Below are 17,981 nucleotides of genomic sequence, written 5' to 3'. Positions count from 1 at the left end.
AAGGAAGCATCATGACGACGTTTGAGCAAAACACTGCGCTGATCACAGGGGGATCGTCCGGCATAGGCCTGGCCACCGCACATGCACTGCTGGCCCAAGGCGCGCGCCGCGTCTATATCACTGGCCGCGACCGCACGAAACTGGCTGCTGCGCGTGAGCAATTGGGAGAGCGTGCCATTGCCGTGGCTTGCGACAGCGCCGACGTTGCCAGTCTCGCGGCGCTGCACAGCGAGATTGCGTTGCGCGGCGACCGCCTCGACATCCTGTTCGCCAATGCTGGCATGGCATTCCATAACGCCTTCGGCGATACCACGCCGGTCACCTTCGACCGTCTGTTCGACACCAATGTGAAAGGCGTGTTCTTTACAGTGCAGACTTTGCTACCCTTGGTCAGCGATGGAGGCTCGATTATTCTGAATGCCTCGATCGCCGCCAATCTCGGCATGCCGAACCTGAGCCTGTACAACGCGTCCAAGGCGGCGGTGCGTTCATTCGCGCGCTCGTGGGCCAGCGATCTTAAAGCGCGCCGCATCCGCGTGAATGCCATCAGCCCCGGCGTAACGCGCACGCCGATACTCGAATCGGGCCTGGGCATGAACGACGCGCAAATCGACGGTGTCGAGCAATTCCTTGGCGAGGCTTCTCCTGCTGGCCGTATGGGCGAATCCAATGAAATCGCCGCGGCCGTGCTGTTCCTGGCATCCACTTCGGCCAGCTATGTGAACGGCACTGAGCTGGTGGTCGACGGGGGACACAGCCAGGTATAGCGTTACTGAAGCGATGATATCTCGCGAGAGCGTTGGGTAGGCTCTCGCTACTCGGCCGGGACTTGTCTATCAGTGGTCTTGATGAGTAGCGGCGCGTTCTTCTTCGATGAAGCCTTGTCGCACCCGATTTCCGGAAAATCGTAATGCGTAGGCCGAACGGAAAAATCTATATCTACTCCATCATCTCAAGCAGGATCCAATGGCAATCCATTGGTTGACGATACGTGCGTACTGCCTGGTCGAAATGTGCAGCGACTCGGCAACCTCGCAACGATGGATGCAATATCGTGATCAACAATGCTATATTGCCAATCTTTAATTGGCAACAAGTAAAATTCTAATGAATGCTGAATCTAGCGCGAAACCGAAATCAACCATGCTTGCTGAACTTGAGGCGCAGGCGATGCTCCGGAAGTTCGATCGGAAGCACCGAGCCAAAGAAGTGCTCGCTGCACCGGCTGAGCCTCGATGGCTCTATTTGGTTTGCGCAGTCGCGGCGCCGACAATCGCGCAGTTCGCGTTCGAGGGCTTTGAGGCTCCGGATATGACCGTTGGGCTGCTCATTGGCATGTTCACCGGTCTGGTCATTGCCATTGCGCAGCTTTGGGCCATGCAAAGGCGCATGGCCGCCATCGAAGCCCTTCTGGAGCTTGAACGCGCTGAAGAAACTTAACGTCTCTATTGGGCGGAGCCACAATAGCGACTCAAAAATCGCAGACGCCCCTGTTAACTCGCTGCATTGCGATCTAGAACACGTTGGACTAATGAACACTGACTATACAATACTGAAGGCAATCGACAGGGCGTTTGGCTCTGTACCGCGCCCGCAGCGCTTCACCGTTGAAGATGGTGATCCTGAGTGCATGGATCATGACCAACTGCTCCATTCACGATCGCCTGATACATTGACGATTGATGACGTCGGGAACCATTGTTACGACCCACTACGGCGCGCTGCTGATTTTAGACGTTTGAGGCACCACAAATGACTTGGTACGCGGCAGAAATTCTTGCGACATGCAATCCGCTGCTCCTCGAGGCAGTAAAAGGTGATCCGGCTCTAGCCGCGCATTCGTATCTGATACGAGAGCCGATCAAATTCGAGCTCAATGGATCCGAATATTCGTTCATTCCGCCCAAAGGCGGCTTGCTAGTCATTCGCCCGGTCTGCGATCCCGACGAGCATTGTGCGGATTGGCATGAAGAGCCCGTCGTTTCTTGGCACTCCTTGGTTGGCCCAAGCGATATAAGGACGATCTCACCTAAAGCGCTCGGCTCCCATGTTGATGATGAAATGCTCCATGTGTTTCCTCCAGCTGCCTTCTTTTCTTATCTGAAGACGTTGTCTGCCACAACGAATGCACGGCTCGCCTTCTTCTACTGCTTCATGTGGGGCGGGGACACAGAGTTTGAGCACTTGTGGCTCTTCGGAGAGAGAGAGGAAGCCTCTCAAGTGCTAGAACCAGGAGTCAAGTCAAAGGTAGTTCAGGTAACGGTGGGTGGCAATGTTCAGCAACGAGAAGCTGACCTTTTGTCCGAAGCACTTGCATACCTGGGGGCTCCAATCTCGTCTCCGTATTGGATTCCGCACACAAGAGGCTTCCCGTGGGAGCAATACAAAGTCGTACAGGGGTGAGCAATGGCGCCGAACCCTTCCATCGAGTGGGCGTCACTAGGGCTGCGCGCTCATGCACATCATCGGGAAGCTGGTACGAAGCGGTTGTGCGGTCTGATTGAATACGCCGCGCAACCGCCGTACCGGGCTCGAACTTGTACGTTTCCATAAACAAGCAAACAGGTAAAACGACTTACTGGTAGGGCAAGCGAACGAGGCGCCGGTTGATCTGTGTCATGGAATCCCTGCCTCCGCCGGGCGAAACTGGCGAAATAGACAAGGAGACCGCCATGCAACGCCTCGAATGGAGTCCGCTGCTGGAAACTGGCGTGGCCGAGATGGATGCTTCCCACCGCGCCCTGCTGCAAGCCATTCACGCCACCATCGACGCCGACGATAACTCGCTATCTAGCCGCATTGCCGAGCTGTTGAGCGCTCTGTCCCTCGACTTCGCCGAGGAAGAAGCGCTGATGGACCAGCTTTACTATCCCACCGATCACGAACACCGCGCCGCCCACCGCCGGGCGCTGGCCGCGCTGCAGCATGCCCTGCCCGTAGCGCAGGTCGACCCCACTGGCGCGAGGGCATTGCTCGAGCGCCTGCCGCGCTGGTTTCTCGGCCACCTGAGCGCCATGGATTTGCCGCTGGCGGTGGCGGTCGAAAACGCCGGCCACCCGCACAGCCAGCCCTCCTCCGCCAAGCTGAGACAGCAGCTGGCGCAACTGTTGCAGGAGCAGTCCATCTGATTTGACGATACATTACATCTAAATATATTGGCTTCCGGAATACATTGGTGCAGCATAAGATGACTCCATCAACAACACATTCCCCAAAGGAGTCACACCATGAATTTCAATAAAACTTACCTGCCACTCGTCGGCCGCATCCTGATGGCTGCCATTTTCGTCATGAGCGGCATCGGCAAGATCGCCAATCCGGCCGGCACCATCGGCTATATCAGTGCCATGGGCCTGCCCTTCCCTGAACTGGGGCTGGCAGCAGCCATCGGCATCGAGGTGGTTGGCGGCCTGTTGCTGGTGGCCGGCCTGTACACGCGCCCCGTCGCATTGGCTCTGGCAGCGTTCTCGGTCGTGACCGGCCTGATCTTCCACAGCGCGATCGCTGACCAGAACCAGATGATCCACCTGATGAAGAACCTGGCGATGGCTGGGGGCCTGCTGCAGATCGCTGCCTTCGGTGCCGGTAGCCTGAGCCTGGACGCACGCCGCGGCGTCACGGCACTGCACACCGCCTGAGTAGTTGCAGGCATGTGGCGGAACGCTTTAGACTGCGGCAACTGAAGGAGATTTCAAGAGATGTTTCGCCACATTCTGATTCCAAGCGACGGCTCTGCCGCTTCGCAACTGGCCGTGAACGCCGCCCTGCGCATGGCCCGCGAAAGCGGCGCCCGTGTCACGGCGGTTCACGTGCTTCCAGAAGAACCTGTGCTGGCCAGCTTGGCTACAGCGCCAGCCGAGAACACGATCCTGGCCGATATCGCGCGCCAGGCCACCACCCTGCACGTCAACTGCACCACGCTGGAAGTGCATGCCGAACAGGCGCACGCCGCGATCATTGCCACCGCCCTGCAACGCGGCTGCGACCTGATCGCGATGGCCTCGCGCGGCCGCAGCGGCCTGGCCAGCCTGATGCTGGGCAGCCAGACGCAGAAAGTGCTCACGCACAGCAAGATCCCGGTTCTGGTGTTCCGCGAAGGCTAGCGGCGAACGGCAACCAGGTCGTCGTAAATCGGCACTGCCGCCAGGGCCAGCAGCACGCAGGCCAGCGGCAGCACGGCGCCAAAGCCCACGGCCTTGAAGCCGAATGCGCCGGCCAGCGCACCAATGAAGAAGGAAAACAGCAGCGAAGCCAGGATACGCACCCGCTTCCAGTCGGCAGCCACGCGCGGCACGGCCTGCTCGTCGCGGTTCCAGTAAAGCGCTTTGCCGGTCTCGATGCCAAGGTCGGTCACGATGCCCGTCATATGGGTAGTGCGGATCTCCGCATTAGACAGCTTGGTGATCACAGCGTTCTGCAAACCCATCATGAAGCACAGGAGCATCACGGTGGCTGGCAGCACGATCACATCGATCGCCTGCAGGCTGGTCCCCATCACGCCAAACGCCAGCAGCAGGATTGCTTCCAACAGCAACGGCAAAGCAAACTCGCTGTGAAGCTGGTGGCGCCGGGCGAAATTGACCATGATGGCGCAACAGGCCGCGCCGGCGATGAATGCCAGCAAGGCGCCGGCACAATCGAGGGCCGCGTCGACGGCGCCCAACGCCATGTCGTCGGCGGCGGATGACAGGATGCCTGTCATGTGGGAGGTGTACTGCTTGACGGCGAGGAAGCCGCCGGCGTTGGCCGCCCCGGCCACAAAAGCCAGGGCGATGCCGAGGTGGCGATTAGCCTGGGCGGCGCGCTGCCGCCCTGTCAGCCTTCTTACATAATTGATCGGCATTCGTCCTCGGCATGGGCTCTAACCTGTTACAGGTAAGCGCTGACGTCGGGACGGGTTGCCAGTGCCTGCTGCACCACCTGCACCACGAACTCGCGGTCAGCGCCGCGCAGTGGCTGGCGTGGACGGCGAACGTTCTCGTTGCCGACATCGACCAGTGCTTCCACCAGTTTCAGATTTTGCACCAGCTTGGTCGAAACGTCGAGGTGCAGCAGCGGCATGAACCACTGGTACAGTTTCAGCGCCTCGGCCAGGCGGCCGGCTTTGACCAGGTTGTACAGGGCCACGGTCTCTTTCGGGAAAGCCACCACCAGGCCTGCCAGCAGGCCGTCGGCGCCAAGTGCCAGGCCTTCGAAGGCCAGGTCGTCCACGCCCATGAAGATGGCATAGCGGTCGCCCACGACGTTACGCAGGTCGGTCACGCGGCGGATGTTGTCGGTCGATTCCTTGATCGCTTCCAGTTCTTCGCAGTCCGACAGTTCCTTGAAATCGGCCGGGGTCAGGTCGACTTTATAGGTCACCGGGTTGTTGTACACCATGATCGGCAGCTTGGCGGCTTTGGCGATGACGCGCAGGTTGGCCTTGGCTTCGAAAGCGTCGGCTGCGTAAAGCACCGAAGGCATCACCATGAAGCCGTCCACGCCCAGGTCGCGCGCTTCCTGCACATAGCGTTCGGCGTTGGCGGTGCGGGTTTCGCTGACATTGGCCAGCACCGGCACGCGGCCATTGGCTACCTTGACGGCGGTCTTGGCGACAGCCAGCTTCTCTTCGAAGGACAGGGTGCTCGCTTCGCCCAGGGAACCGCAGGTCACCAGGCCGTGGCAGCCGCTGTCGATCATGAAGGAGAAGTGCTTCTCCATTTCTGCGTGGTCCAGCTCCTCATTCGCGTGGAATTTGGTGGTTACTGCAGGGAATACGCCTTCCCATTTGATTGCTGCCATTTCAAGTCTCCTTGTGAGGTTCGAGGGTGATAATGCTGCCGGCACGTGCCGGCGAGATCGGTGTACGCACAGCGTCCGGACGCCATCCATACAGGAAATCGGTTGCGTTGCCGCAGATGCGGCCCTGGCAAGGGCCCATGCCGCAGCGGGTATGCAGCTTGGCGCTGCGCCAGCCTGGCTGTTCGCGCAGCTCTTCGTGGCAGACGTCTTCACAGCGGCAGACGATGGTGTCCGCTTGCGCCAGCTTGCGCAGTTCTTTGCGCGGGGCGAAGGCGCGCGCCAGCCGGGCGGCAAAGCCTTGCCAATGGGTGCGCTCGGTGAACAGTTCCTGCGCCATGCCTTGGCCGCAAGCGACCATGCCGGCGATACGGCCCTCGACCAGGGCCAGGTCGACGCCGCCGACACCGGTGCCCTCGCCTGCGCATAGCACGTTCGGCACCGAGGTACGCTGCCATGGATCGGTCTTCACCGCGCCATGCTCAATCTCACAGCCAAGTGCACGCGCCAGTTCGGTGTTAGGCAGCAGTCCATAACCGCAAGCGAGATAGTCGCAATCGATATCGAGCTTGGCACCCTTGCGCTGGACCTGCACGGACGTCAATTGCAGGTCGCCACGGGCGGTCGTCACATAGCTGTTGCTCAAATACGGGATACGGCGCAGGTCTACGCTAAGCCTGGCCGCCTGCACTGCCTTGCTTGGCGTCAGCGCCAGTCCGGCAGCAAAGCGCGCCAGGGCTGGCATGCCCGCCTGCTCGACAATGGCGGCGACGATCGCGCCACGCTCTTTCAAGGTCGCAGCGACGGCCAGCAGCAGCGGGCCTGTGCCGGCCACCACCACGCGCTTGCCCTGCACGGGGTAGCCGCCTTTTGCCAGCGCTTGCAGTCCGCCTGCACCGGTCACGCCGGGCAGTGTCCAGCCGGGGAACGGCAACAGCAGTTCGCGCGCGCCGGTGGCCAGGATCAACTGGTTGTAGCGGATGGTGCGGGCCTGTTCGGCGTCCTGCACCAGCAATTCACCGGCCTGGGTTTGCATCAGTACCCGGGTACCGGGCAGCATGGTCACATTGTTTGCAGATTCCAACGCTTGCCAGAGCTGGCGTGCGCGCTGGTCCTGCTGTTTCGCCGGGCCGCCGCGCCAGATCTGGCCGCCGGCCAGCGGATTGTCGTCGATGATAGCGATGCTGCGCTTGCCTTCAGTGCCCGCCGCGGCGTGCGCTGCTGCCAGGCCGGCCGGGCCGGCACCGACGATCAGGATGTCGAAGAATTGCGTCATGCGGCCGCTCCCGTCTGCACGTCCATGCCTGTGCGGCAAAGCGTCTGGCAGGACAGCAAATGCGCCCGACCGTTAATCGTCACGCGGCACTCCTGGCAAACGCCCATGCCGCACAATGGCGCACGCAGTTGTCCGCTGACCGAGCGCCGCGTCACGCCTGCGATGGCAGCGGCGACAGTGGTGCCGGGTGCAACGGTGATGCCATGGCCGTCGATCGTCAAGGTGATGGAGTCAGCCATATGCCCTCCCCTGCGCATCAAAGCGGCTCGGCAGGTACGGGCGCGAATCGATTCCCGCCTTTGCGCCGGCCATTTGCGCCGCCAGCAATTCCGCGGTTGCGAGCGAGGTCGTAATGCCAAGTCCTTCGTGGCCGGTTGCCAGCCACACGTTGCGGCGAGACAGGTCCGGGCCGATCAGCGGCAAGCCGTCCGGTGTCGCCGCGCGCAAGCCCGTCCAGCAGCGCAATACGTTTAGGCCTGCCAGTGCCGGCGTGTATTCGACCGCCCTGGCCAGCATGCGCGCCATCATCGACGGCTCCGCTGCCAGGTCGACGGTATCGAACTGCCGGGAAGAACCGATCAGCACCTGGCCGGTGGGCCGCGGCTGCAGGTTGAAGGCTACCGACTCGCCTTCCGACGCGTGTGCGCTCTTGATATATTCCAGTTCCACCAATTGGTGGCGAATGAATCCCGGATAGCGGTCGGTAATCATGACGTGACCCTTCTTCGGGCGCAGCGGCAGGTCCGGTGCCAGAGACAGGCAACGCGTGCCCGCTGCCAGCACTACCTGTCCAGCCGACAGGCGCGAGCCGTCCGCCAGCAAGACACCGCCGTCTTCCAACGCCACGACCTCGCCCATGACCAGCGACGCACCGCGCGCCACTGCGCGTGCCAGCAGGATGCGCGCGCTCTTTGGCGGATAGACCAGGCCATCGCCCTGCACCAGCAAGCCGCCGGCCAGGTGTGGCCGCAAGTTCGGCTCCAGCCGGTACAGCTCCTGCGCGCCGATCACATCGCATTCCAGCCCATGGGCCTTCATGGTGACGGCTTTGGCGCGCGCAGCTTCCAGTTCTTCATCGTCAGCGGCAACCCAGATCGTGCCGCAACGGCTGTACTCATGACGCTGCGCCTGGCCTTCCACCAGCTCTTTCCATAGCTCCAGCGAATGGGAGCTCAGGGCCAGTTCAGCCGCGTTATCGTCCATGGCCACCAGGTGCCCCATGCCGGCGGCCGTTGCGCCGCTACCGACCGCATCGCGCTCGACGACGGTCACGCGTAAGCCCCGCGCCGACAAGGCATCGGCGCAAGCAGCGCCGATAATTCCCGCGCCGACGATCAGGACGTCCGGTTTCATGCTCAACGAATTCCCCAGACAAATGGATCGCTCGGGTCCAGCACCAGGGTCGACGTTGCATTCACCCATGCCTTGCCGCGAATGCTGGGCAGTACGCGGTCGCCATCGCGGCGATACGAACCTTCGAACACGCTGCCGACGATGCTTTCCTGGCGCCAGACTTCGCCTTCGGCCAGTTTGCCGTCTGCCGCCAGGCAGGCCAGCTTGGCGCTGGTGCCGGTGCCGCAAGGCGAACGGTCGTAGGCATTGCCCGGGCACAGAACGAAGTTACGGCTGTCGCCCAAGCCGCTGCGGGAATCGGCAAACAGCTCGATATGATCGATCAGCGCGCCGTTATCGCCGGTGATGCCTTGCGCTTCCAGCGCATCCTTGATCGCGGTGGTGTACGCCGACAGCTCGCGCACATTGCCAAGTTCGAGGTCGCGCCCATGGTCGGACACCAAGAAGAACCAGTTGCCGCCCCAGGCGATATCGCCGCGCACAACACCATAGCCTGGCACCTCGACCGGCACGCCAGTCGCCTTGCGCCAGGAAGGCACATTATTCACGGTCACGCTGCCATCTTCATGCAGCTGCGCCTCCACCACGCCAACCGGCGTATCGATGCGATGCACGCCCGCGCTCAGGCGGCCCATGAAAGCCAGCGATGCCACCAGCCCGATGGTGCCATGACCGCACATGCCGAGGTAGCCGACGTTGTTGAAGAAGATGACGCCTGCGGCACAATCCGGAGCATGCGGTTCGCACAGCAGCGCGCCCACCAGCACGTCCGAGCCACGTGGCTCGCACACCACGCCGGAGCGGAAGCCGTCATGCTCGCTGCGGAAGCGCGCCAGGCGTTCATTGAGGGGGCCGGCGCCCAGGTCAGGGCCGCCGTCAATCACCAGGCGGGTCGGTTCGCCGCCGGTGTGGGAATCGATAATGGCTATGGTTTTCATGCTTGCCATCTTATGCCTTCCCAGGGCCGCCGTCTTGCATCGCCTGGCTGCCGAAGGTGACGAAATCTGCATAACCGTGTAAAAATAGACAAACTCACTGGGAGAACCGCATGTCAGTACATCTTTTACACAGCACGGCGCGCAACGATCTGGGAGCCCGGATCGAGGATGTTTTCTTTGCGGAGCCCCTGTTCGATGCGCTGCCGGACGTGGTGTTTTTCGTCAAGGACCGTGCGGGGCGCTATGTGGTGGTGAACCAGACCCTGGCCCGGCGCTGCGGGATGAAGGACAAGGCGAGCCTACTGGGCAAAACTGCCAACGAAGTTTTCGCCGCACCGCTCGGCCAGCGTTTCCAGGCCCAGGACCAGTCGGTGCTGGATGAGGGCGTGCAGATCGAAGACCAGCTCGAGCTGCATCTCTATCCCAACCGTGATCCGGGCTGGTGCCTGACACAAAAGCGGCCCTTGCGCGATGCGCAAGGCGCGATCGTCGGCCTGGCCGGCGTATCGCGCGACCTGGCCATGGCCGACCACAAGAACCCCGCGTACCACAAGGTCGCCGATGCGGTCCGCCTGATCCACGAGAAGTACGGCGAGACCCTGACCTTGCCTCAGCTGGCACGCACCGCCAATATGTCGGTGGCGCAGATCGAGCGCTACTTCGAGCGCATCTTTCACCTTACGCCGCGCCAGATGATCATCAAGACCCGCTTGGAAGCCGCCTCGCGCCTGCTGGCCGGCGACGCCAGCGTATCCGACATTGCCCAGGCTTGTGGTTACGCCGACCACAGCGCCTTTACCCGCCAGTTCCGAGCCACCGTTGGCGTGACGCCAAGTGAGTATCGCCTCTTACTCAGGGAAGGCTAACTTAACGCACTGGAGGAGTTGACGGTGAAATCTGTGTTCGCATTTTTGCTGGTTTGTATCTGTACGCTGCCATCCTACGCAGCGGAAACGATCGAGGGCGATGTCAAATCCGGTGCTGCCACCCTGCACTACTGGTCACAGGGCCACGGTTCGCCCATAGTGCTGCTGTCGGGCGGGCCGGGCTTCGCCAGCTACCTGCATCCTGTCATGGCCGAATTGGCCAAATCCGGTCATCAGGCGATCATGGTCGACCAGCGCGGCACTGGCAAGTCGACGGTCGCGCCATTGGACGAGAGCACGATCAGCAGCCGCTTGCTGGTGGAAGACCTGGAGGTGCTGCGCAAGCACATTGGAATCCAGCGCTGGAATGTACTGGGCCATAGCTGGGGCGGCATGCTGGCCATGCGCTATGGGATTGCGCATCAAGCGGCTGTAAATTCCCTGGTGCTGGTAGGTAGCGGGCCAATGTTCATGGGAGCGGAATTCGACCGCTATTTCGAGGACAATATCCATTCCCGCCTATTGCCATCCGATCTGGAAGCCGAGGCGTACTGGATGGATCCCCAACGTCACAAGGACAGTTCGCGGCTGGTCAGCGTCGAACGATTGCGCGCCATCCTGCCCGCCTATTTCTACGACCGCAAGAACAGCCTCGCGTTCCACCAGGACCTGGGTGCGCCCGGCGTCAAGAATGAGCTGATGGGGCGCCAGGACCCGATTGGCGAAACAACGCAATACCAGATCCGCGATGCATGCCGTACGGCGCGCCTGGTCTTCGTCGAACAAAGCGGCCACTTCCCCTGGCTGGAACAACCGGCTGCTTTCTACCGCAGCATCAATTCATTCCTTGATGGGGACGGGCTGCCGCGCGAGACCAAGTGACAATGAGTGCATTTTACGGCGCTTCAATTTGATATGGTGCGAACCTCGCAACCAACAAATCAATTGAATCGCTGATGAACAAGACTTTGTTACCCAGGTTATTTGCGGCCGGCATGACCATGTTGGCTCTCGCTTTGCCCGCCAGCGCATGCCTCAACGAGGCTACAAGGAATCACCGTGGCGAGCACGTGGAGCCTATGGGCTACAGCGGCCCGGCGCTGAAGTACTACCTTCGCAAAGGCTCCAGCAGGCTAGAGCTCGATGACTGGACCAGGCAGGCGACGCAAGACGTGCGAAAGTCGCCCTCTTTCGAGAACCTGATCACCTTGTCCGCCGTGTTGATCCGCAATGGCAAACTCCAGGAAGCAGTCACACTGCTTCAGTTCCTGGAGCGGAAGTACCCGGGCAATTACCAGACGGCTTCGAACATGGGGACTGCGTATGAACTCCTGCGAAATAACGAGGAGGCCTTGAAATGGATCAGCGAGGGGTTTGAAGCGCAACCCCGACGATCACTATGGGACGGAGTGGCTCCACGTCCAGATCCTGAAATCGAAACTGAAGCAGCTCCCGGCACCAACCTATGGGCGCTCCATCCTGAACCTTGACTTCGGCGACGAAGCGATGCCGCGGCGCCCTGCCAAGCTGCCAGTGGGGAATGACGGCAAGCAGCTCAGTTTATATGGCGTTGGGAAGGCGCTTCGCTACCAGATGCTGGAACGCATTGAGTTTGTGGACTCACCGAATCCCCTGGTCGCCGGCCTGTTGCTGGATTGGGCCAATATGGAGCTGCTTGCCGGCACGGTCGAATCGGCAGATGTGCTGTACGACGCGGCGCTGCGTTACGGAAGCCTTGAAAGGCGCATCATCACCCTCCGCAAAGCTGAGGTGGCAAAGGCCTACAAGATGCCGGCGCCGAATACGCGTGCCAATCCGGTACTGTGCGAACTATGCGCGCCGTCCGCGAACGATCAGGCCACGCCATTGCAGCCGAACTCCCGGTAACCCGGCCGTTCAAGCAGGCGTTCGACGTAGGCCGCAACGGCCCTGAAATCGGGCCGTTCCATGGGCGTCATCAGCCAGCGGTTCAGCGACAGGCCAAGGACGACGTCGGCCAGCGTGAAATTGGCGCCGGTGGCAAAGGGGCCGCCGACGGCCAAGTGGCGGTCAAGGATACCGATGTTACGGTTCCAGGCTGCGGCACTGGCCGCAACCTGGGCCGGGTCGGCAAAGGCCGGGCTGTTGCGCACCAGCGCCATGAAGGCGTAGCGCCAGGAGCTGTTCAGGTCCGTGGCCTGCCAGTCCATCCACTGCTCGACGCTCGCGCGCTCTTGCGGTTCAGCGGGCAACAGGTCGTGGCGGCCCGCCTTGCCACACAGGTAGCGGCAAATGCTGTTCGATTCCCACAATACGAAGTCGCCGTCCACCAGCACGGGCACCATCGCGTTCGGGTTCAATGCCAGGAACTCCGGCACATTGGTTGGGCGGTAGCCATCGCCCCAATCCTCGCGTTCATAAGCCAGGCCGGTTTCGGCCAGCGTCCACAGCACTTTGCGGACGTTGATGGAGGTGGGTTTTCCGAGTAGTTTCAGCATGCTGGCGATTTTAGCATCGGCCAAAAATTGACGCAGGTCATGGCCGCAAACCGCTGCGGCGACCAGACTGGAACCATCATTCCACCTGGAGCCCAGCCATGTTCAAGCACATCCTCTTCCCCACTGATGGCTCGCCGGCGTCCGGCGCTGCCCTGCATTCAGCCATCAAGTTCGCGCAGGAAGCCGGCGCGCGTGTCACGGCGCTGCACGTGATCCCGGAATTCCACATCTTCACCTATCACCCCGATATGCTGGAAGACACGCGCGGCGTCTACCTGAAGGACAGCGAAGTCCACTCGGCGTCGGTGCTCGATGAGGTGGCCCAGGTCGCCAGCGACTACAACGTCCCATGCGACGTGGTGCAACGCCGCTCCGACCAACCCTACGAAACCATCATCGCCACGGCCATCGACTACGGCTGCGACATGATCGCGATGGCGACCCATGGCTACAAAGGCGTGAAAGGTATGCTGCTTGGAAGCGAGACGCATCGCGTGCTGCTCAACACACCGGTGCCGGTATTGGTGTTCCGGCCGCAGTAAACATGACGCAAATACACCACAAGTTGCCAAGAGATTTATGACGCCCCCGTCATATAACTCTTTCAAAATTGGACAAATCACCGAATCTGTTCAAAGTGGGACAATTCAAACCGGTATATAAGGCCTGCGTCTTAATCGCAAAGCTTTTCCGTATTTGTCGCCGCTCCCGTGCTGCCGCATATTCTCGCGCATTATCACAGCACGGGGAATACCATGACTTTCGCATTTCGCAAACTAGCGATGGCCGCCGCACTGGCAGCCATCGGCACCGCCCAGGCATCCACCGCCGACCACCACGAATTCGAAGCCACGCTGCATGCGCCTTACCGCGCCGTGGCCGGCACCAATGAGGCGCGCAGCTTCAAACTCGAATTCAGCTACCCTTACGCCAAGAACGCCCAGTCGGTAAGCTGGGTGCTGGAAGTCGTGGCGCCAAACGGCAGCGTGGTGGAACGTTGGACCGGCGTCGAGCGCCTGCAAGATAAACCAGTCACCGTCAACGTCGAATGGGCCGGCCGCAACCGTCGTAACGCCCTGCAGAACGGCATTTACAAGGCACGCCTGCGCGCCATTTCCGACGATGCACAGCGCGGCCTGGCTTCGGGCACCGACGCGGTACTGCGCCGCATCGCCAGCCACGACGGCGAAATCCACGACCAGGAATGGGACATCGCAATCGGCCAGCAGCCGCAGGCCAAGGCCGCAGCTGCACCTTCGCTGATGGCGGTCGCACCAGCGCCGTCCGCCCTGCCGTACACGGTCTACTTCGGCAATATGCACAGCCAGACCAACCACAGCGACGGCGGCGGCGACCTGGGCGCATGCACCGGCGCACAAAACCCGCAATCGGCTGCCTACGGTCCGACCGATGCCTTCAACTACGCCAAGAACCGTGGCCTGGACTTCCTGATGGCATCCGAGCATAACCACATGTACGATGGCTCGGATTCCACCAACACTTCCGCCAACCCGGCCACCGCCAAGGCCCTGTACCAGTCCGGCCTGACCGAAGCGGCCAGCTTCAACAGCGCCAACCCGAACTTCCTGGCGATCTACGGCATGGAATGGGGTGTCATCAACAACGGCGGCCACATGAACATCCTCAACTCCAACGAGTTGCTGGGTTGGGAGAGCAACAGCTCCGGCCAACTGCTTGCCGACACCTACACCGCGAAGAACGACTACGCCAACCTGTACACCTTGATGCGCCAGCGCGGCTGGCTGGGCCAGTTCAACCACCCTTCGAGCAGCGGCCAGTTCCTGGTCAACGGCGTGGCCCTCGGTTACACGGCCGACGGCGACGAAGCAATGGCGCTGTGCGAAGTGATGAACACTTCCGCCTTCTCCACCAATACCACCGAAACCGAAACGGGCCGCAGCAATTACGAAGGCGCCTGCAAGAAGGCGCTGGAAGCCGGTTTCCACGTGGCTTTCGTGACCGACCAGGACAACCACTGCGCCAACTGGGGAGCGTCCTACACCAACCGCACCGGCGTGCTGATCCCGAGCGGCACCGCCCTGAGCACGGCCAGTTTCATGGATGCGATCCGCGCCCGCCGCGTGTTCGCGACCATGGACAAGACGTCGCAGCTGGTGCTGACCGCCAACGGCCATATCATGGGCGAGCGCTTCACCAACAGCGGCACGCTGAACCTGGTGGCCAACTTCACCAGCAGTTCCGGCAAGAACGTATCGACTTCGGAATTCTATGAAGGCGTCCCGGGCCGCAACGGCACTGTCACACTGCTCGCTTCCAGCGCGAACACCACGATCACCCCAACCGACGGCGTTCACTTCTACTATGCCAAGGTAACCCAGGACGACGGCAATATCCTGTGGTCGGCACCGGTCTGGGTGACGCAGCAGGGTTCCACCGGCGGCGATACCGTGGCGCCCACCGTCAGCGCATCCAGCAGCGGCAGCAGCGGCACCATCACCCTCAACGCCAATGCCAGCGACAACGTCGGCGTGACCAAGGTCGAGTTCTATGTGGACGGCGCGCTGAAAGGCACCGACACCGCCTCGCCGTGGTCGTACGGCTTCAATTCCACCGGCGTGAGCAACGGCACCCACGTGCTGACTGCCAAGGCCTTCGACGCGGCCGGCAACAGCGCTCTGTCTTCCGCCGTCAACTTCAGCGTGAACAACACCACCATCACGCAGCAATTGTTGCTGAACAGCGGCTTTGAATCCGGCAGCACCAGCTGGAGCGCGAGCAGCGGCGTGATCACCAACGATTCCTCGGTATCTGGCCATGCCGGCACCTGGAAAGCCTGGATGAACGGCTACGGCAGCGCCCATACCGACACGCTGTACCAGCAGGTGAGCATTCCATCGACAGCCACCAGCGCCACCCTGGGCTTCTGGCTGAAGGTCACTTCCGACGAAACCACCACCACCCAGGCTTTCGACACGCTGAAGGTCCAGGTCCGCAGCAGCAACGGCGCCGTACTGGCCACGCTGGCCACTTACTCGAACCTGAACAAGGGTTCCAGCTATGTGCAGCGTACCTTCGACATGAGCGCGTACAAAGGCCAGACCGTACGAGTCTACTTCGAAGGCGTGGAAGGCTCCACCATCGCCACCTCCTTCATCGTGGATGACGTGACGCTGAACGTGCAGTAATTCTGCTCAGGTACGTATCTCGCGCAAGCCCTTGCCAAGCTTGCGCCGCAACAGCGTGCGCAATGTCACGCCGTCGCGATAGCCCACCTGCTCGGCGATGCGATCGACGTTCTGGTCGCTGGTCTTGAGCAGGTGGACTGCACGTTCGATGCGCAGGTCCTGCACATAATTCACGGGCGTCTTGCCCAGCACCTCCTGCAGGCGCCGTGCCAGCGTGCGCTTGCTGGTGGCCAGCGACGCCGCCGCCTCCTCCAGCTTGAATCCCTCCGCCATGTGTTGCCTGACCCAGCGATCGAAACCCGCCACCAATGGATCGGAATGTGCCAGGTGGTCGGAAATCACATACGCCGACTGCGCCGGCCTGGCATCCACCACCAGGTAGCGCGCCACCATCGCCGCCAGTTCCGGGCTGGATTGCCGGATCAGGGCCAGCGACATATCGAGGTGGCTGAGCGCCGCCCCCGCCGTGATGAACTGGCCCGATGCCACCACCATGCGCTGCGCATCCAGCCGCACCTTAGGATAGCGCTGGCGGAACATGGGTGTCAGCCACCAGGTCGTCGTGGCTTCTTCGCCATCCAATAACCCGCTTTCCGCCAACACGAAGGTGCCGATGCAGGCGGCGGCGATGCGCACACCCTGCCCTGCCAGCCGGCGCAGCACCACGCCGGCATCCGCCACGTCGGCCGACGCTAGCGCGGCTTCCAGCGGCGCCGGCATCTTGTGGCCGATGGCGGGCAGGATAAGCAGGTCCGGCGCGGGTGCCGAGGCCATAGGCACTACCGGCAATTGCATGCCTTGCGCGCTGCGCACCCCGGGACGGAGGCCAGCCAGCGTCACGTTGAACACCGGCTGCGGAGCTTCCAGCATGGGCGCCAGCTCATTGGCCGTGGTGAAGGCGTCCAGCACGGCCGAAAGCCCGGTGTCGAACACATTATCCAGGGCGAGTACGGTGATCTGCATGGCGCGATTGATACCAAAGATGTCAATCTCGCCAATTTAACCGTATGCGCGGCGCCGGTAAAGTACCTCCATCGCAGCTTCGCGATCAATCCAACAAGGAGATAAGCATGATCAAGTACGCACTGTTCGCCCGCTTCGAAGCCAAACCGGGCAAGGAATCCGCCGTCGCCGATTTCCTCCACACCGGCCTGGCGCTGGCCAAGCAGGAACCGGGCACCAAGTACTGGTTCGCCCTGCGCCTGTCGGAGCGCGTATTCGGCGTGTTCGACGCCTTTGAAACGGAGGATGCGCGCCAGGGCCACCTGAACGGCCCGATCGCGCAAGCCCTCATGGCACAGGCGCCTGAGCTGTTCGCCACGCCGCCGAGCATCGAGCCGATCGAGGTGCTGGGCCTGAAAGCCGCATAATTATTGATCGTCGGAGGAGACGAAGTTGTACTTCTTCTTCAACTCCTCCACTTCCGCCTTATTGGTCTGCATGAAACGGCGGAATTCATCCACCACCTTCGGGTATTTGTGCGAGGACAGGTACCACTGGCCGGAAGCATGCGGCAGGTCGGGGTCGTACAGCACCGGAACCTGCGGCAGCTTGCGGATCTTGGTCCAGTAATGGCGGGCGATGCGCGTGTTCATGTAGGCGCCATCGACGCGCCGCATGATCAGCTTTTCGTAGAGGGCATCGTATTCGGCCGTCTCCTCGATGCGCAGCGAACCGGCCGACATCAGCTGCTGGTATGGATAAGGCGTGAAGCCGAGCGGGATGCCGAGGGTTTTCAAGCGGCTTACGCCCTTGCCGATGTCCTCGGGCCGAACCAGCACGCCGTCGGTAAATTCCAGTACCGGGGCATAGCTGATTTTCAGTTCCTTCTTCATCTCCACCACCCAGTTCGGGTTGTCCGGGAAGGACAGGTCGACCTGCCCGTCAACGAACAGGCGGTCGCGCCGCTTCAGGGGATAAGACTCATATACGAAGGTATAGCCCATCTGGCGGGCGAAGGCATCGAGGATATCCCTTCCCAGTCCGCCGTACACCCCGTTCCTCACTTCGGAATACGGCAGCCAGTTCTTGTAATCCTCAACGCCTACGGAGAAGGTTTGCCTGTCGGCCGCCTGCACGGCGCTCACCAGCAGCAAGCCGGCTAACAACCCTCTCCACATGACGCA

At 61.5% G+C, this 17,981-nt stretch carries 22 protein-coding genes; 13 read left to right on the top strand and 9 right to left on the bottom strand.

Annotated elements, in window-relative coordinates:
- Positions 1-8: 8 nt before the first annotated feature.
- From ACQ4MM_RS21385 to ACQ4MM_RS21360, 6 genes are all read left to right on the top strand, one after another.
- A complete protein-coding gene (locus ACQ4MM_RS21385) occupies positions 9-767 on the top strand; it encodes an SDR family oxidoreductase (protein WP_431479293.1) in 759 nt (252 codons plus the stop codon).
- Between the two features lie 376 nt (positions 768-1,143).
- Positions 1,144-1,440 carry a hypothetical protein gene (locus ACQ4MM_RS21380; protein WP_431479251.1) on the top strand — a complete coding sequence of 99 codons (297 nt, stop codon included), beginning with the start codon at positions 1,144-1,146 and terminating at the stop codon, positions 1,438-1,440.
- Positions 1,441-1,752: 312 nt separating this feature from the next.
- On the top strand, positions 1,753-2,403 hold the full coding sequence (locus ACQ4MM_RS21375; RefSeq protein ID WP_431479250.1) for a hypothetical protein: 651 nt from the start codon (positions 1,753-1,755) through the stop codon (positions 2,401-2,403).
- A gap of 269 nt (positions 2,404-2,672) precedes the next feature.
- Positions 2,673-3,128, top strand: a complete 456-nt coding sequence (locus ACQ4MM_RS21370; protein ID WP_431479249.1) for a bacteriohemerythrin — start codon at positions 2,673-2,675, stop codon at positions 3,126-3,128.
- A 99-nt stretch (positions 3,129-3,227) separates the two neighbouring features.
- A complete protein-coding gene (locus ACQ4MM_RS21365; protein ID WP_431479248.1) occupies positions 3,228-3,638 on the top strand; it encodes a DoxX family protein in 411 nt (136 codons plus the stop codon).
- 60 nt (positions 3,639-3,698) lie between these two features.
- Positions 3,699-4,103, top strand: a complete 405-nt coding sequence (locus tag ACQ4MM_RS21360) for a universal stress protein (RefSeq protein WP_431479247.1) — start codon at positions 3,699-3,701, stop codon at positions 4,101-4,103.
- On the opposite strand, the gene ACQ4MM_RS21355 is transcribed toward ACQ4MM_RS21360, so the two are convergent.
- From ACQ4MM_RS21355 to ACQ4MM_RS21330, 6 genes are read right to left on the bottom strand one after another with little or no spacing between them, the layout of a single operon-like run.
- Complete coding sequence (locus tag ACQ4MM_RS21355) at positions 4,100-4,843, bottom strand: YoaK family protein (protein ID WP_431479246.1); 744 nt, start codon at positions 4,841-4,843, stop codon at positions 4,100-4,102. The genes ACQ4MM_RS21360 and ACQ4MM_RS21355 overlap by 4 nt on opposite strands.
- 26 nt (positions 4,844-4,869) lie before the next feature.
- On the bottom strand, positions 4,870-5,781 hold the full coding sequence (locus tag ACQ4MM_RS21350) for a dihydrodipicolinate synthase family protein (RefSeq protein ID WP_431479245.1): 912 nt from the start codon (positions 5,779-5,781) through the stop codon (positions 4,870-4,872).
- A 1-nt stretch (position 5,782) separates the two neighbouring features.
- Positions 5,783-7,054, bottom strand: coding sequence for an FAD-dependent oxidoreductase (locus ACQ4MM_RS21345; protein WP_431479244.1), 1,272 nt, complete (start codon positions 7,052-7,054; stop codon positions 5,783-5,785).
- A complete protein-coding gene (locus ACQ4MM_RS21340) occupies positions 7,051-7,293 on the bottom strand; it encodes a (2Fe-2S)-binding protein (protein ID WP_431479243.1) in 243 nt (80 codons plus the stop codon). Before ACQ4MM_RS21340 ends, ACQ4MM_RS21345 begins: the two co-directional genes overlap by 4 nt.
- On the bottom strand, positions 7,286-8,407 hold the full coding sequence (locus ACQ4MM_RS21335; protein ID WP_431479242.1) for an NAD(P)/FAD-dependent oxidoreductase: 1,122 nt from the start codon (positions 8,405-8,407) through the stop codon (positions 7,286-7,288). The genes ACQ4MM_RS21340 and ACQ4MM_RS21335 overlap by 8 nt, the downstream gene beginning before the upstream one ends.
- A 2-nt stretch (positions 8,408-8,409) precedes the next feature.
- Complete coding sequence (locus ACQ4MM_RS21330) at positions 8,410-9,354, bottom strand: 4-hydroxyproline epimerase (RefSeq protein ID WP_431479241.1); 945 nt, start codon at positions 9,352-9,354, stop codon at positions 8,410-8,412.
- Between the two features lie 101 nt (positions 9,355-9,455).
- Between ACQ4MM_RS21330 and ACQ4MM_RS21325 the strand changes: the two genes are divergently transcribed.
- The 4 genes from ACQ4MM_RS21325 (at position 9,456) to ACQ4MM_RS21310 (ending at position 12,098) form a co-directional block, all read left to right on the top strand.
- On the top strand, positions 9,456-10,211 hold the full coding sequence (locus ACQ4MM_RS21325) for a helix-turn-helix domain-containing protein (RefSeq protein WP_431479240.1): 756 nt from the start codon (positions 9,456-9,458) through the stop codon (positions 10,209-10,211).
- A 24-nt stretch (positions 10,212-10,235) separates the two neighbouring features.
- Positions 10,236-11,093 carry an alpha/beta fold hydrolase gene (locus ACQ4MM_RS21320; RefSeq protein ID WP_431479239.1) on the top strand — a complete coding sequence of 286 codons (858 nt, stop codon included), beginning with the start codon at positions 10,236-10,238 and terminating at the stop codon, positions 11,091-11,093.
- Between the two features lie 74 nt (positions 11,094-11,167).
- On the top strand, positions 11,168-11,701 hold the full coding sequence (locus tag ACQ4MM_RS21315; protein ID WP_431479238.1) for a hypothetical protein: 534 nt from the start codon (positions 11,168-11,170) through the stop codon (positions 11,699-11,701).
- 16 nt (positions 11,702-11,717) lie between these two features.
- Entirely contained in the window at positions 11,718-12,098 is a 381-nt protein-coding gene (locus ACQ4MM_RS21310; RefSeq protein ID WP_431479237.1) for a hypothetical protein, read from the top strand.
- On the opposite strand, the gene ACQ4MM_RS21305 is transcribed toward ACQ4MM_RS21310, so the two are convergent.
- Positions 12,065-12,688, bottom strand: coding sequence for a glutathione S-transferase family protein (locus tag ACQ4MM_RS21305; protein ID WP_431479236.1), 624 nt, complete (start codon positions 12,686-12,688; stop codon positions 12,065-12,067). The two genes, ACQ4MM_RS21310 and ACQ4MM_RS21305, sit on opposite strands and share 34 nt — an antisense overlap.
- 98 nt (positions 12,689-12,786) lie before the next feature.
- Between ACQ4MM_RS21305 and ACQ4MM_RS21300 the strand changes: the two genes are divergently transcribed.
- Both ACQ4MM_RS21300 and ACQ4MM_RS21295 read left to right on the top strand, forming a co-directional pair.
- Positions 12,787-13,230 carry a universal stress protein gene (locus ACQ4MM_RS21300; protein WP_431479235.1) on the top strand — a complete coding sequence of 148 codons (444 nt, stop codon included), beginning with the start codon at positions 12,787-12,789 and terminating at the stop codon, positions 13,228-13,230.
- Positions 13,231-13,443: 213 nt separating this feature from the next.
- Positions 13,444-15,855 (top strand): CehA/McbA family metallohydrolase, encoded by a 2,412-nt coding sequence (locus tag ACQ4MM_RS21295; protein WP_431479234.1) that lies wholly within the window; start codon positions 13,444-13,446, stop codon positions 15,853-15,855.
- A gap of 6 nt (positions 15,856-15,861) precedes the next feature.
- Here the strand turns inward: ACQ4MM_RS21295 and ACQ4MM_RS21290 are convergent, their stop codons facing one another.
- A complete protein-coding gene (locus ACQ4MM_RS21290; RefSeq protein WP_431479233.1) occupies positions 15,862-16,818 on the bottom strand; it encodes a GlxA family transcriptional regulator in 957 nt (318 codons plus the stop codon).
- A 107-nt stretch (positions 16,819-16,925) separates the two neighbouring features.
- Between ACQ4MM_RS21290 and ACQ4MM_RS21285 the strand changes: the two genes are divergently transcribed.
- The gene (locus ACQ4MM_RS21285; RefSeq protein ID WP_431479232.1) at positions 16,926-17,225 is read left to right on the top strand and encodes a putative quinol monooxygenase; all 300 of its coding nucleotides are present in this window, start codon (positions 16,926-16,928) and stop codon (positions 17,223-17,225) included.
- Here the strand turns inward: ACQ4MM_RS21285 and ACQ4MM_RS21280 are convergent, their stop codons facing one another.
- Positions 17,226-17,975: a substrate-binding periplasmic protein gene (locus ACQ4MM_RS21280; protein WP_431479231.1), complete on the bottom strand. Its 750-nt coding sequence runs from the start codon at positions 17,973-17,975 to the stop codon at positions 17,226-17,228.
- Positions 17,976-17,981: the final 6 nt, after the last annotated feature.

The organism is Massilia eburnea (genome assembly GCF_050709955.1).
Taxonomy (GTDB): domain Bacteria; phylum Pseudomonadota; class Gammaproteobacteria; order Burkholderiales; family Burkholderiaceae_D; genus Rugamonas; species Rugamonas eburnea_A.
This window is presented reverse-complemented; position numbering and strand designations above follow the sequence as displayed.

Coding starts and splice junctions, on each gene's coding strand:
- ACQ4MM_RS21380 (WP_431479251.1), top strand. CDS start 1,144: ATGCTTGCTGAACTTGAGGCGCAGGCGATGCTCCGGAAGTTCGATCGG.
- ACQ4MM_RS21375 (WP_431479250.1), top strand. CDS start 1,753: ATGACTTGGTACGCGGCAGAAATTCTTGCGACATGCAATCCGCTGCTC.
- ACQ4MM_RS21370 (WP_431479249.1), top strand. CDS start 2,673: ATGCAACGCCTCGAATGGAGTCCGCTGCTGGAAACTGGCGTGGCCGAG.
- ACQ4MM_RS21365 (WP_431479248.1), top strand. CDS start 3,228: ATGAATTTCAATAAAACTTACCTGCCACTCGTCGGCCGCATCCTGATG.
- ACQ4MM_RS21360 (WP_431479247.1), top strand. CDS start 3,699: ATGTTTCGCCACATTCTGATTCCAAGCGACGGCTCTGCCGCTTCGCAA.
- ACQ4MM_RS21355 (WP_431479246.1), bottom strand. CDS start 4,843: ATGCCGATCAATTATGTAAGAAGGCTGACAGGGCGGCAGCGCGCCGCC.
- ACQ4MM_RS21350 (WP_431479245.1), bottom strand. CDS start 5,781: ATGGCAGCAATCAAATGGGAAGGCGTATTCCCTGCAGTAACCACCAAA.
- ACQ4MM_RS21345 (WP_431479244.1), bottom strand. CDS start 7,054: ATGACGCAATTCTTCGACATCCTGATCGTCGGTGCCGGCCCGGCCGGC.
- ACQ4MM_RS21340 (WP_431479243.1), bottom strand. CDS start 7,293: ATGGCTGACTCCATCACCTTGACGATCGACGGCCATGGCATCACCGTT.
- ACQ4MM_RS21335 (WP_431479242.1), bottom strand. CDS start 8,407: ATGAAACCGGACGTCCTGATCGTCGGCGCGGGAATTATCGGCGCTGCT.
- ACQ4MM_RS21330 (WP_431479241.1), bottom strand. CDS start 9,354: ATGGCAAGCATGAAAACCATAGCCATTATCGATTCCCACACCGGCGGC.
- ACQ4MM_RS21325 (WP_431479240.1), top strand. CDS start 9,456: ATGTCAGTACATCTTTTACACAGCACGGCGCGCAACGATCTGGGAGCC.
- ACQ4MM_RS21315 (WP_431479238.1), top strand. CDS start 11,168: ATGAACAAGACTTTGTTACCCAGGTTATTTGCGGCCGGCATGACCATG.
- ACQ4MM_RS21310 (WP_431479237.1), top strand. CDS start 11,718: ATGCCGCGGCGCCCTGCCAAGCTGCCAGTGGGGAATGACGGCAAGCAG.
- ACQ4MM_RS21305 (WP_431479236.1), bottom strand. CDS start 12,688: ATGCTGAAACTACTCGGAAAACCCACCTCCATCAACGTCCGCAAAGTG.
- ACQ4MM_RS21300 (WP_431479235.1), top strand. CDS start 12,787: ATGTTCAAGCACATCCTCTTCCCCACTGATGGCTCGCCGGCGTCCGGC.
- ACQ4MM_RS21295 (WP_431479234.1), top strand. CDS start 13,444: ATGACTTTCGCATTTCGCAAACTAGCGATGGCCGCCGCACTGGCAGCC.
- ACQ4MM_RS21290 (WP_431479233.1), bottom strand. CDS start 16,818: ATGCAGATCACCGTACTCGCCCTGGATAATGTGTTCGACACCGGGCTT.
- ACQ4MM_RS21285 (WP_431479232.1), top strand. CDS start 16,926: ATGATCAAGTACGCACTGTTCGCCCGCTTCGAAGCCAAACCGGGCAAG.
- ACQ4MM_RS21280 (WP_431479231.1), bottom strand. CDS start 17,975: ATGTGGAGAGGGTTGTTAGCCGGCTTGCTGCTGGTGAGCGCCGTGCAG.